We start from the raw sequence: 12,652 nt of genomic DNA on the forward strand, positions 1-12,652 counted from the left end.
CTGGCACCTTCCTTGAACTATAAAACCTCGGAAGAGGTATTGCTATGCTTAAAACATGGATAAAGCGGTCTTTAATTGTCGGAATGGGCTTCGGTTTGCTCGCCCCCGTGGTATCGCATGCTTACGGTGAAGCATCCGTTATTCAAAACTACGTAGGCCGTCAGGCTTTGGTTCCTCTCATTAAGCCCTCTTGGGGCAATTTCATCCTACATTCAGACACTTTAAATAAACTTTATTCTTTGCGTGGATACGAAGCTATTTGGGTGGATTCAAATGGTGCTCCCACGGCAATGGCGCAGGCTCTCCGTAGCATTCTTTTAACGGCGGATCGCCATGGCCTCAATGTCTCTGATTATTGGGATGGCGATGTTGAGAATTTGTATAAAGCGGCGCTTTCTAATCCTCGCAACTGGATCACTTTTGAGTTGGCGGCTTCTGAAGCACTGATTCGTTATGTGACTCACTTATCAGTGGGAAGATTCGATCCAATGCAAATTGATGATGATATTAAATTTTCGGCGAAAATATTTAAAGAATTTGCAGAATTGAATACGGCGGTCTCTTATGGTCCGCAATCAATGCCCGATGCCTTGGAGAACTTTGCACCTAAATACCACTATCATTATGCCAATTTGATGGGAATGTTAGCAAAACTAAGAACGGTGAAAGCACAGGGTTCTTGGGCACAAATTCCTCAATCGAAGGTGACCTTAGAAAAAAATGTCAAAAATCCTTTGGTGCTAACTCTGCGCACTCGCCTAACTGAGTTGGGATATAAGGGTGGTAATCTTACGAGTGACATTTATGACAGTGAGCTTGAGGCCGTCGTTTTTGAATTTCAGGAGTATAATGGACTATTTGCTGATGGAAAAATATCGGCGGGAAGTTCTGGTACTATCAATGCTCTTAATACAGATGTGAATGAGTTAATTAATAAAGTAATCATCAATATGGAGAAGCTTCGTTGGTTACCACGCGACATGGAAGCCCGACATATTTTCGTTAACTTGGCGATGACTGAAGTCGGTGTTTATGATGTTGGTCGCGATATCGAAGATCCCATACTAACATTTAACTCAGTAAATGGTCAGCCATTCCGTAGAACACCTTCAATGAGAGACGTAATCAAGCATGTGAATATCAATCCATACTGGACCGCTCCTCGAAGCATTACCATTAAAGATAAGCTTCAAGAGTTGCGCACTTACGGGAAAAGATATCTAGATGAACATGACATGGTTCTTATGTCGGAAAACACAGGAGCTCCAGTTCCGGAAAGAGATTTGTACTATATTGACTGGAAGAATCTCACCCCGAAAAATTTCAATTATTACATTAAACAGAATCCATCTGTTAAGAATGCCTTGGGTGTCGTGAAGTTCCCTTTACAAAATCCTTGGGCAATTTACTTGCATGACACTAATGATCCAGATCTTTTTAGAAACAAATATCAAGACAGACATAAAAGCTCGGGTTGCGTGCGTTTAGAGGAGGCTGTGAACCTCGCTGACTATTTAATCTCGGGGAAAATTTACGGAGAAGGCAAAGAACCAAAAATTAGATGGGAAGATCTTGATAAAACAGACTGGAGCCAAAAAAGCGTTCGCTCATTTATTCCTCGCGATGGATATAATGTTGCCGATTACAAATATTGGGACATGTCTGTATATCTGAAAAATCCTATGCCAGTTTATATGTTGTATTTATCTGCAATGTCTAGTGGAACAAAAATGAGATTTGTTGATGACCCCTACGGCCAAGATAAACGCATCGAACTGGCAATCAAAAACTACCGCGCCAAGGGCGAGCTTTTCTAAGGAGAAAATTATGAAAAATATCTGGATTATTTTCTCTAGTTTATTGTTTGCCGGGATTGCGCAGGCCCAAGCCACCGGTTCATTGCAGGTGAATGGTCAGGCGGGTAAATTTCAGATCATGCAAAAAGTGAAAGCGGTACGTTGTGATACTTCGAAGCGCGGCGCGTGTGATGATCCTGTTTTCTTTAACTTAAATACGCCGCAAGCCGTTCCTGAAGGGTCTTACATTGTTGGGTTTGAAAACTCGATCAACCCTGAAATGGTGCGCGTGACTGCCGGGCAAACGACGAATTTGAATTTGGAACGCGTGGCCGTTCCCGCGACGGTGAAGGGGCAAAAGATTCGCGTGTATCGCGATTTCTCTAGCACTGTTGAACAGAATAAAATTCTTATGAGCATGTACTATATGAAGCGCCATTTTTTCCGTTTGGATAAGGAAAACTTCGGTGATCTTTATTTAACGGGTGCGTGGGAGCGCGACTTTGTTCAGCGCTTTAGTTACAATGTATGTTCTCGCTTAAAAGATTTTTATAATGCTTCCGATGAGGCTAAAGAAGTCTGCGCCTCTGTAACCCAAGCAAAATCCCCGGCAGGCCTTGCTGCCATGTACGTTTTTAATAACGACGGCACATTCACCGAAAACTGGGTCACTGAACCTGGTGATGTCATTCCATCAAAACATCCGCGTTATTTGGTATCAGCCCCAATGACGGATCAAGATTTTGTGGCTGTTTTCCCAGGCGTTTACAAAGTTCAAGCCGATGGGGGCAAAGCGGTCATCGTTAAAACGGGCGGCGGACTTTATTAAGATCTAAAACACGGGTTCAAAGAAAAAGCATTGAACCCGTTCGTGTCTTTCATTACCCTGAATCACGATGATGACACGGATGTTTGCATTTCCATTTTTATTTGCCCTTACGGGCGCAATCGCGTTTGCGCAAACCGCGCCCAAAAAACCCGTGTCGGTCTCTTACGAAAATCTGATTAAATGTTTTCCTGAACTAGAAAATGAATCGCTCAGCTTTAAGGTAGACTTAAATCTGCTTAAAGAAGTGGCGGACAAAACGTTTCCGACCCGTGACTCTGTTTTGCGTCAAAGAAAGGTCCAGTACCTGGACTCGGAGCGACAACTTACCAACTTGATTCTGCGAACCAAGACGCCGCCCGGAAGAAAGAAAGAGACTGAGCTGATTTTGCAGCAAGTCGACGCCAAGGGTGTCGTCACCGACATCAAGTTGACCAAGAACCAGAGTCAAAACCCAAAACAAGAGGTGATCAATAATTTCCTCTTAAATTCGACCATTAAATCGGATGAGTCCTTGTATAATGACACGAAGCTTAACAATGTGAGCGCCACTTACTCGCGCAACTTTAATGAAGTCCAAGAGTACGATCTGATGGACCGTCTGTATCAGCGCTCCATTTCCTGCGAAAAGAGGAGTGATCTCGGCATTATATGCACTTGTTCTAAGAAATAAATCTGTTGAACAAGGGTTTTGAAAAAGGCTATACTTTTTAAAGTGTTGATCTAGGAATTTTCTAGAGTTTTAAAAGGTTTAGGAACACTTTTAGGATTACTTTGATTTGTGCAGCTGAGGTGACGGTGAACTCTGACAAAAAGACCTTCGATTTTCTTATCGCGGGTGTCCCTTACAAATTAAAAACCTCTCATGACGATGCCACGGTGGATGAGCTCGTCCAATTTGTAAACAGCAAAATGAATCAAGCCCTGTCTGTAACCAAGAACGGTTCTTACCAGAATGCCGCAGTTTTAACTGCGATGAATTTGGCCGAAGAACTGATCCTCCTTAAAAGAAAAGCGCATCGCGAGCTTGAAAAGCTTGAAGAGAAAGCTTTGCGTATTTCTTTAGAACTCGAAAATTCCAAGAACAACAGCAATAAGGTTTTGAACAACTAACTTGTTGTAAGCTCTTGGAGTGTCCTTTGAATCGAAATTGGAACTCTAAAAAGGAATGTCGTTCCTTCTTTAAGTCTTTGTGTGCTCAAGAATTTGCACAAGGCCTTGCTCAAAACCAACAACAACTCAACCAGGCTTTGCAGGGCTTTATGCTCAAGCAAAGTGGAACTTGGGGCGCTTATCGAGCACTCAAGGAAGAAGCCAGTGTTGAAGAGGTTTTTAAAATCTCGCGCGTAACATGGGCTTTTCCCAAAATGATCGAGGGAGCTTTAGAGTTTTACCTGGGGCAGGATTTCACGCCCGGATTTTATGGAGTGATGGAGCCGTCGGCTCAATCCCCGAAAGTCGCGGTGACGGATCTTCAAGGAGTGTTGGTTCCCGGATTAGTTTTTAATAAGAATGGCAATCGCCTGGGTAAGGGAAAAGGGTTTTACGACAAGACTCTTGAAACCTACCGGGGGATCAAAGTCGGTATCTGTTTTGATTTTCAGATCAGTCCCGACACTTTGCCCACAGAGGCTCATGATGTGAAGGTGGATTACCTGATCACAGAATCTGGGGTTGTCGCATGCAGGGATTTTCATAAGGAAGATCAGGAGTAAGAAAATGGAAATTGTAATTACCGCCATTATTGCGCTTATCTTGGGTGGTGCGGTTGTCTTTATCATTAAAAAGATTCAAGACGAAAATTCTAAAAAATCAGCTCGCGTTGAAGCTGAAAGAATCGTCAACAAAGCGAAATCAGAAGCCGCTAAAATTAAAAAAGATTCTGAAACTAAAGCGAAGGATTTTGAATCCCGCGCCCGTAAAAATGTTGAAGCGGACATTCACAAGCAAAAATCCACAGTTAAAAACAAAGAGGCTCAGTTAGAGCGTCGTTTGAAAGAGATCGATGATCAATTCAAACAAAAAATGGAAGAAAACGATCGTTATTTAAATACTCTTAAGGACCGTGAAGAAAAAATTGCGATCTCTGAAAATCGTATCAAAGATCTCGAGAAAAAAGGCGAAGCGCATATCGATCAGCTTAAAAATAAGCTTGAGTCTGTGGCGGCGATGACTCAAGAAGAAGCCCGTCGACAATTGCTTTCCGCGCTTGAAGATGAAGCAAAGCAAGAAGCCGCAAAAAAGATCGCCCAAATTGAAGACGAAGCCAATAAAGAGTCTGAGAAAAAAGCCAAACGTATTTTGGCGACCGCACTTTCAAGATTTGCGTCTGAATACACTTCTGAGCGCACGGTGAGTGTCCTTGCTCTTCCAAGTGACGAGATGAAGGGTAAAATCATCGGTCGTGAGGGACGTAATATCAGAACGTTGGAAGCACACTGTGGTGTGGATTTGATCGTTGATGATACGCCAGAAGCGGTGGTTATTTCTGGATTTGATCCCGTTCGCCGTGAACTTGCTCGCCGTACAATTGAAAAATTGATGGAAGATGGACGCGTGCATCCGGCGCGTATTGAAGAAGTCGTTGAAAAGCAACGCAATGAATTGATGAAATCGATCAAAGAAGAAGGCGAACGCCACGTGATCGAGCTGGGTATCCCGAACATGCATCCCGAGTTAGTGAAAATCATCGGTGGCCTGAAATACCGTTCCTACCAAGGGCAGAATGCTTTGAACCAAGCTTTAGAAGTGGCCAACATCGCGGGGTTGTTAGCCGGGGAGCTAGGCGTGAATGTAAAAATCGCGCGTCGTGCGGGTCTGCTTCACAACATCGGTAAAGCCATTGATCACACTGTTGAGGGCAGCTATGCGACAGTGGGTGCTGAGATGGCCAAAAAATACAACGAATCTGAAGATGTGTGTCACGCGATCCGTGCTCATGATGAAGAAGAAAAACCTCATTCGATCTTGGCGTGGATTGTTCATGCCGCTTATATCTTGTCTTCGTCTCGTCCGGGCGCACGTCGTCCGCAAATGGATTCATTTGTTCACCGTTTGGAAGATCTTGAAAGCATCGGGAACAGCTTTGACGGGGTTCTTAAAACATTGGCTCTGCAAGCAGGTAAAGACGTTCGCGTTTTAGTTGAAAGCAGCAAAGTCACGGATGATCAAGCCGTGATGTTGTCTCGTGATATCGCTCGTAAGATTGAGCGTGAGATGCCACAAGTAGGCGCCATCAAGATCACGGTTGTTCGTGAAACTCGTTCTGTTGAACACGCACGATAGTTTAAGCAAAGGATTTGTTTAAGATGTTGAGTCCTCAAGAGCAGTTAGAAAGAATTAAGTTTGGTGTCGCTGAATTCATCAGTGATGAAGACATGCTTAAAAAACTTAAAAAAGGAAAACCTTTAAATATCAAACTGGGTGCAGATCCTACGCGCCCGGATATTCATATCGGGCACACTGTTGTTTTGAACAAACTAAAAACCTTTCAAGATCTTGGGCACAAAGTTCAGTTCCTAATCGGGGATTTTACGGCGGCTATTGGCGATCCGACCGGAAAAAGCACAACGCGTCCGATGTTGACTCGCGAAGAGATCGAAGAAAACGGCCGCACCTATGCCAAGCAAATCTTTAAAATTCTGGATCCAGAAAAGACCGAGATTGTTTACAACTCTCACTGGATGAATAAGCTGACGCCGGCAGAGTTTATTAAGATGGCGGCGCAATACACGGTTGCGCAAATGCTAGAGCGTGATGACTTTACCAAGCGTTACCGTTCCGGCACACCGATTGCGATTCATGAGTTCCTTTACCCCCTGACCCAAGGTTATGACTCTGTTCATTTAAAGTCAGATGTTGAATTGGGTGGAACCGATCAAAAGTTCAATCTCTTGGTAGGTCGTCAGATGCAATCATCCTATGGACAAGAATCGCAATGTGTGTTGACGATGCCGATCCTTGAAGGGATTGATGGCGTTAACAAAATGTCTAAGTCATTAGATAACTATATTTCGGTGGTTGATACTCCTAAAGATATGTTTGGTAAAACCATGCGTATTTCAGATGATTTGATGTACCGCTGGTATGAGCTTTTAACTGATATCGGGGCTCAAGGTTTGTCACAGCTGCGCACAGATGTTTCAGAAAAACGCAAACATCCCCGTGAAGTGAAAGTGAACTTAGCAAAATTCTTGATCAAACGTTTCCATTCAGAAGCAGCCGCCCAAGCTGCCGAAGATGAATTCAATCGTATCTTTGTCGAAAAGGGTTTGCCGGACGATGTGCCGGAGTTCGCGGTAAACGCCCAAGAAATTGGTTTGCCCGCCCTGATGGTGGCGGCCGGCTTGTGTGCTTCTAACGGTGAGGGCTCAAGGCTTATCACTGGTGGGGGCGTGCAGATTGATGGTGAAAAAGTATCTGATCCGAAATTGAAAATGAACCTGAAGTCTGGCGAAAGCTTTGTCGTGAAAGCCGGAAAGAAGAAGTTCGTAAAGATCGTAGTGAAATAACGATCTAGTTTAGGAATAACTATGAAGATTAAATTCTTGCCGCAAAATATCGTCGTTGAAGGTACGCCTGATAAGACGCTTTTAAAAATTGCGACGGAAAATCAGTTAGAGATTCGTTCGATTTGCAAAGGTGTTCCGTCGTGTGCGGAATGCCGGGTGAAAATCGTGGAAGGTGAGTCTAACATTCTTCCTCCGAGCAAAGCGGAACTAAGCCTGATCGGCACCAGCCACTTTATCGATGGACGTCGTCTTAGCTGCCAGGTTCGTTGTTTCGGGGATGTCACGGTCGATCTTTCGGAACAAGTGGATCGTTCCGAGAATCAGGTCAAAAAAATCCGAGGCTTCCGCTCTCAAAAACAGCAGGAATCTCACGCGGTGAACGACACGATGTTGTTATCAGAAAAACCAGAGAAGCCTGAAAAACACGAAAAGTCGGAAAAACCGCAGCAACACGATCACAAAAATAAGAAGTAAGTCTTAAGTCCAGTTATACTCCCTCTGTCAAAGACCGATAAATGAGGGAATGTCTCACAAGATCACTTACCGCGAACGCGGCCAAGGGCCACTACTTTTGCTTCTTCATGGTTACGGAGGAAGTGTTCAGCATTGGGAGACGATCGCTGAAAACTTGTCGGCAAGCTATCGCGTGGTCACCTTGAATTTAAGCCATATCTACATGTCCACTGATAAACTGTTTTTCAGCGTGCAAATCGAAGCGGTGTCAAAATTCATTCGTGATACTTTCCCCCAAGAAAAAGTCAGTTTGGCGGGATTAAGTTACGGGGGCGCTTTATCTTGGGGATTGGCATGTCAGCACCGAGATATCATTGATAAGATCATCCTGATCAATCCTATGGTGACGGATCCCGTAAAACACTTCTTACCCATGGAGTTGCGTTTCTTTTTTTCTTTGCCGTTAAACTTAAAATCCGTGTATGTGATGTTAGCCACACCCATGGGTCGTCGCTTTTTAAAGCGAGCGGCGCAAATTTTTCGCGATGAACGCAGCGAAGGCAACGTGGCGGTGGAAAATCTGAAAGGTCGCAAGTTGCAATTTGTGGCTCACATGATTCATCATTTTTCTTGGATCTTACGTTCTGAAGATTGGAATTTTTGGCAGCAAAAGCTGACTTCTTACGACGGTTCTTGCCGCCTGATCTTTGATAAAGAAGATATGTTATTTAGCCACGTGGCGTATTCAAAATTTGCCCATATGATGGGATGCCGAGATGTTATTTCTATCACCGGTGCGGGACACTTGGCGATTAAAACTCAACCTGAAAAAATTTGTTCTTTGATCTTAGAACATCTGGAATCTTCACGAATCGCGTCTTAAGATTATGGCCCGATAAAGGTCAGGCCTAAAAATCCGGTGGGGTCATACATTCCGACGCCGGTGATGCCGACTCCTATTTGACAGGTGGTCGTGGTTTTGTTGGACGGGGGGCCCGCGTGACTAGAGGATTGGATATAAACATCAGCGTCTCCGGATAAAGACGCTAGCATTGAATAGTTCGTATTTGGCATTGGTGTTGAGAATGTAATCGTGTAAAGACCTGTACCATCCCTCACGACCGATGATACGTTTACGCTTGAGTCGATGACAACGGCACTTCCCGTCCAGTGAAAAGCGACGTAAGCTCTTGCGGGAATCGAAATTCCGGTTGCGGCAGTCGTCTGAGTACTTCCGTCAGGGAACTTAATCCCCCCTGATTTCGATTCGATGGTTCCGTTTACCGTCAGAGGGGATGAGGGAGAGGTCGTTCCGATACCTACGTTACCGCTCGTCTTGACGACATTCGATCCTGTTTCGACCCACGATGACGATCCGCCCTGACCAATGGCCACATAATAATAAGTAGATCCGTTTGTGTTAAAGACACTGTCATTACCATTTCCTTCGGCGTCGAACCCTGTCGCGGTGATATTAACATGAAACTCATCACCGATATTCCCATTAGATATGTAAGAACGAAGATGCTTGGCATTGTCTGGAATTCCATCAATCATGATCGTTTGACCGTCATAGGTTCCATTGATGTTTTTTACGATCACAGCCTTAGGACGGAACCCAAGATTAATACTTTGGCTGGCGTTACCGTTTCCGGTATATGTTCCTGACACAACTGTACTTGTGGCGGCGCCAATCGTGGTCCAACCGCTGCCCGTACAGAGCTCAATGCTTGATCCACTAACATATCTAAGAGTCCCGACTTTAATGTTGGAAGTTCCCGGGCAAGATCCGGTGTCATTTCCAATTTGAATTCCGCCATCCACTTGAAGTTTGGAAGCCGGGCTGTTTGTTCCTATGCCGACATTGCCACTGGTTCGATAAGCATTTCCTGAGGCGGAGGACCAAAGACTGTCCGTCACTGAAGATGGCAAGCGCGCTACATCAATGGTTCCTGCCGTAATCGCCGAAGCATTTAAAGATCCAATATTTTGACAGGTGAAAGAATCGGTGAGGGAAGACCAAGCGACCGTTTGATTAGCGGCACACGAAGCGACATTGAATGCGGAACCGCCAACAGAATTTTTAATATCGCTAAAAAGAATATTTTGACCGGCCCAAATCGATCCATCGGATTTCAAAAATTTACCATTAGCGCTACTAGCAGCCGGAAGTCCGGTGATGGAACTTGTTGAAATGGCAGTCACCCTCCCTTTAGCATCGACGGTTACTGAGGGAATCGCACTCGCACTTCCGTAAGAACCTGCCGTTAACCCGGAGACAGTTTCAAGCTTTGCTTGAGTGACAGCACCATCGGCTATTTGCGTCGTATTAACTCCGCCGTTAGCAATGCTGATCGTGCCAGATCCGGTAATGGGTCCCCCTGTTAGACCCGTTCCGGTTGCAATGTCAGTGACGGTTCCTGAGCCTGATCCTCCGGTGGGTGAGCTGCTTCCGCCGATTCCACTGATGACCCCGGGATCCATCGCGACCCAGTGAAGCTTTCCGCGGCTGTAACCTCCGTTAAACTGCACCATGCGAGCGCAAAATCCTGTGGTGGAAGGCGTGCAGGCAGCACCCATCGTAGATCCAAAAGACTCCGCATATCCAGATTGAGAGACCGCGCCGAAAACAAGGACCGGAGTTGTAGAAAAAGGTTTCGAATATGTCACCGTGAAGTCGGCGCTCGCATTGATGTCAATGGTCCCGGATTCAATGTGCGAACCGCTTCCGCCGCTAGCCACGTTGGTCCAAGCACTTGATCCGCAAATTTGTAAATTTCCGCCATTAAATCTCATCGTCCCCACTTTGGCGTTGGACGTGCCGGGGCAAGAGTCAGAATCATCACCGATCTTGATGCCTCCAACTACATCAAGGGATGCTTGCGGTGTGGACGTTCCGATCCCGATCTTACCGGTATTTCGATAAACATTTCCCGAAGCGGCAGACCAAGCGCCGTCTGTGATCGAAGAAGGCAATCGCGCCGCATCCAGGGTGCCCGCTGTGATAGTCGAAGCATTTAAAGATCCATTAATATCGCTAAATAAAATGTTCTGGCCTGTCCACGATGAGCCGTCGGATTTTAAAAACTTGCCATTCGCGCCGCTGGCCGCGGGCAGCAGTCCCGTGATGGAGTTTGTGGAAACAGCGGTGATGCGTCCTTTGGCATCAACGGTTATTGAGGGAACGGCCGTGGCACTGCCGTAACTTCCCGCACTCAGCCCGGAAACTGTTTCCAATTTGGCAGAGGTGACGGCGCCATCGGCAATCTCCGTGGTGCCAACCCCGGAGCTGGCAATGCTGATCGTGCCTGATGACGTGATCGGGCCACCTGTCAGTCCGGTGCCGGTCGCAATGTTCGTGACTGTTCCGGTCCCGGTGGCGGGCCAATTTGTGCGGCAATCTGCACCTAGGCAAATTTCAAGGGCTTTGGCTTTACCATTGACCTCCAGCAAGGCCCCGGGGGACATCGTGCCTATACCAACATTGCCTCCAGAGAAAATGGCGGCATAATTCGTCGTGCCTCCGGTAGCATTTACGTTCAACGCTGTGTTGGTCGCATTGGAGCCTGTCCATGTCCCAGTGCTTTGAATATCTAAACCGATTTTAGAGGCGTTTGTTGTACTATTTGTTGTTTCCGTCGCGCTGATTTTTGAGTTTGTATAACTCGCGGTATAGGCGCCAGAGCCCGTAATTTTAAAAACTGGATTAAAGCCGTTAGGTCCAGAACTGACTTCTAACTTCGAAGTGGGAGAGGTCACCCCAATACCAACTTTTCCAGTGGAGCGATAAATGCTTCCTGAAGCTGAGGACCAAAGGCCATCGGTCACCGAAGATGGCAGCCGAGCTGCATCTAGAGTCCCCGCGGTGATGACCGAAGCATCTAAAGATCCAATATTTTGACAAGTGAATGAGTCCGTGAGCGAAGACCACGCGACGGTTTGGTTGGCATCGCATGACGACACGTTAAATGCCGAAGCGCCTGCCGAATTTTTAATATCGCTAAATAAAATGTTCTGGCCTGTCCACGACGAGCCGTCGGATTTTAAAAACTTACCATTTACACCGCTAGCCGCCGGCAGCAGTCCTGTGATGGAGTTTGTAGAAATAGCAGTGACGCGTCCTTTAGCATCAACGGTCACTGACGGAATGGCTGTGGCACCGCCGTAACTTCCGGCACTCAACCCAGAAACCGTTTCAAGTTTTGCCGCCGTAACGGAACCATCTGCCAGTTGAGTGGTGCCCACGCCCCCGTTGGCGATACTGATAGTTCCGGTGGTGGTGATCGGACCTCCGGTGAGTCCGGTTCCGGTAGCAATATTAGTCACGCTGCCACCGGTGCCTGAGGATGCGTCGGCCACGCAGCTTAAAATTCCACTGCTGCTGGAGGTTAGCACCTCGCCTGAAGCACAAGTAGGAATTGAAGATTTTAAAACCAGATCAGCCACCGACTTATTCCCGATTGTGTCGGCCGACGCAGCCTTGGAAGCGTAACTGGAATAGGGGACGGAGCGAATAATATTATCAGGCGAAATACTTTTCCAGCCTCGCCCATCGTGAAACTGCACACGCAAAAGACGACCGTCATTGGCGATCGGAGAATAAGTGGCGCCGCCCTCACACTGATGCACCACAGAGTTATCAAAAGAATCCGGAAGCGTAAAAGTGGAATTTGAGGGGAATAGTTTTGTGCCCGATCCAATGGGCGTGTCAAAAACGCCTTTGGAGTGAGTCATGTCGACGCCATTTTTTTGCTCGCGATAAATCACGCAAGACCCTGAGGGATTCATGATGCGGAATTCGAAAGAAACCGAAGGGTATTCTAACGGAATACCATCGCTTGCAATAATGCGACCCTGGTAAGTTAAAGACGTGGGGGCGGCCCAAGAAGGGCTGCTTAAGAGGAACGTACCAGAAAGAACAAACGCCACCGAAAATCTCATGTATAAAACATATCGGATATTTTTTGTTTATTATAAAGAGTTCGTGAACTTAGCGTTCACAATAACTGTATCTAATGTAAACAGTGGCGAAGGCCATGCCCACTTTACGAAACCTAGGCAAGGCT

General features: G+C 46.2%; 10 protein-coding genes. 9 read left to right on the forward strand and 1 reads right to left on the reverse strand.

Going from position 1 to position 12,652, the window contains the following annotated elements:
* Nucleotides 1-44 precede the first annotated feature (44 nt).
* The 9 genes from AZI86_RS18160 to AZI86_RS18200 all read left to right on the forward strand — a co-directional run bounded on the left by AZI86_RS18160 (nt 45) and on the right by AZI86_RS18200 (nt 8,469).
* Nucleotides 45-1,817 carry a L,D-transpeptidase family protein gene (locus tag AZI86_RS18160; RefSeq protein ID WP_061836710.1) on the forward strand — a complete coding sequence of 591 codons (1,773 nt, stop codon included), beginning with the start codon at nt 45-47 and terminating at the stop codon, nt 1,815-1,817.
* Nucleotides 1,818-1,827: 10 nt separating this feature from the next.
* A complete protein-coding gene (locus AZI86_RS18165; protein ID WP_061836711.1) occupies nt 1,828-2,625 on the forward strand; it encodes a hypothetical protein in 798 nt (265 codons plus the stop codon).
* Between the two features lie 67 nt (nt 2,626-2,692).
* Entirely contained in the window at nt 2,693-3,295 is a 603-nt protein-coding gene (locus AZI86_RS18170) for a hypothetical protein (protein ID WP_253716018.1), read from the forward strand.
* Nucleotides 3,296-3,420: 125 nt separating this feature from the next.
* Nucleotides 3,421-3,735, forward strand: a complete 315-nt coding sequence (locus AZI86_RS18175) for a cell division protein ZapA (protein ID WP_061836810.1) — start codon at nt 3,421-3,423, stop codon at nt 3,733-3,735.
* Nucleotides 3,736-3,761: 26 nt separating this feature from the next.
* Nucleotides 3,762-4,337 (forward strand): 5-formyltetrahydrofolate cyclo-ligase, encoded by a 576-nt coding sequence (locus AZI86_RS18180; protein WP_253716019.1) that lies wholly within the window; start codon nt 3,762-3,764, stop codon nt 4,335-4,337.
* 4 nt (nt 4,338-4,341) lie between these two features.
* Complete coding sequence (gene rny, locus AZI86_RS18185) at nt 4,342-5,907, forward strand: ribonuclease Y (RefSeq protein WP_061836713.1); 1,566 nt, start codon at nt 4,342-4,344, stop codon at nt 5,905-5,907.
* Nucleotides 5,908-5,930: 23 nt separating this feature from the next.
* Entirely contained in the window at nt 5,931-7,133 is a 1,203-nt protein-coding gene (tyrS, locus tag AZI86_RS18190) for a tyrosine--tRNA ligase (RefSeq protein ID WP_061836714.1), read from the forward strand.
* A 21-nt stretch (nt 7,134-7,154) separates the two neighbouring features.
* Nucleotides 7,155-7,607 (forward strand): 2Fe-2S iron-sulfur cluster-binding protein, encoded by a 453-nt coding sequence (locus AZI86_RS18195; protein ID WP_253716020.1) that lies wholly within the window; start codon nt 7,155-7,157, stop codon nt 7,605-7,607.
* A gap of 49 nt (nt 7,608-7,656) precedes the next feature.
* Complete coding sequence (locus tag AZI86_RS18200) at nt 7,657-8,469, forward strand: alpha/beta fold hydrolase (protein ID WP_061836715.1); 813 nt, start codon at nt 7,657-7,659, stop codon at nt 8,467-8,469.
* Nucleotides 8,470-8,471: 2 nt separating this feature from the next.
* Here AZI86_RS18200 and AZI86_RS18205 read toward each other — a convergent pair whose 3' ends face one another.
* Complete coding sequence (locus AZI86_RS18205) at nt 8,472-12,527, reverse strand: beta strand repeat-containing protein (protein ID WP_157684768.1); 4,056 nt, start codon at nt 12,525-12,527, stop codon at nt 8,472-8,474.
* Between the last annotated feature and the right edge of the window lie 125 nt (nt 12,528-12,652).

The organism is Bdellovibrio bacteriovorus (assembly GCF_001592735.1).
Taxonomy (GTDB): domain Bacteria; phylum Bdellovibrionota; class Bdellovibrionia; order Bdellovibrionales; family Bdellovibrionaceae; genus Bdellovibrio; species Bdellovibrio bacteriovorus_D.

Excerpts from the sequence above, each read along its gene's own strand:
- AZI86_RS18205 (WP_157684768.1), bottom strand. The coding sequence starts at position 12,527 with ATGAGATTTTCGGTGGCGTTTGTTCTTTCTGGTACGTTCCTCTTAAGC.
- AZI86_RS18165 (WP_061836711.1), top strand. The coding sequence starts at position 1,828 with ATGAAAAATATCTGGATTATTTTCTCTAGTTTATTGTTTGCCGGGATT.
- AZI86_RS18195 (WP_253716020.1), top strand. The coding sequence starts at position 7,155 with ATGAAGATTAAATTCTTGCCGCAAAATATCGTCGTTGAAGGTACGCCT.
- rny (WP_061836713.1), top strand. The coding sequence starts at position 4,342 with ATGGAAATTGTAATTACCGCCATTATTGCGCTTATCTTGGGTGGTGCG.
- AZI86_RS18170 (WP_253716018.1), top strand. The coding sequence starts at position 2,693 with ATGATGACACGGATGTTTGCATTTCCATTTTTATTTGCCCTTACGGGC.
- tyrS (WP_061836714.1), top strand. The coding sequence starts at position 5,931 with ATGTTGAGTCCTCAAGAGCAGTTAGAAAGAATTAAGTTTGGTGTCGCT.
- AZI86_RS18160 (WP_061836710.1), top strand. The coding sequence starts at position 45 with ATGCTTAAAACATGGATAAAGCGGTCTTTAATTGTCGGAATGGGCTTC.
- AZI86_RS18200 (WP_061836715.1), top strand. The coding sequence starts at position 7,657 with ATGTCTCACAAGATCACTTACCGCGAACGCGGCCAAGGGCCACTACTT.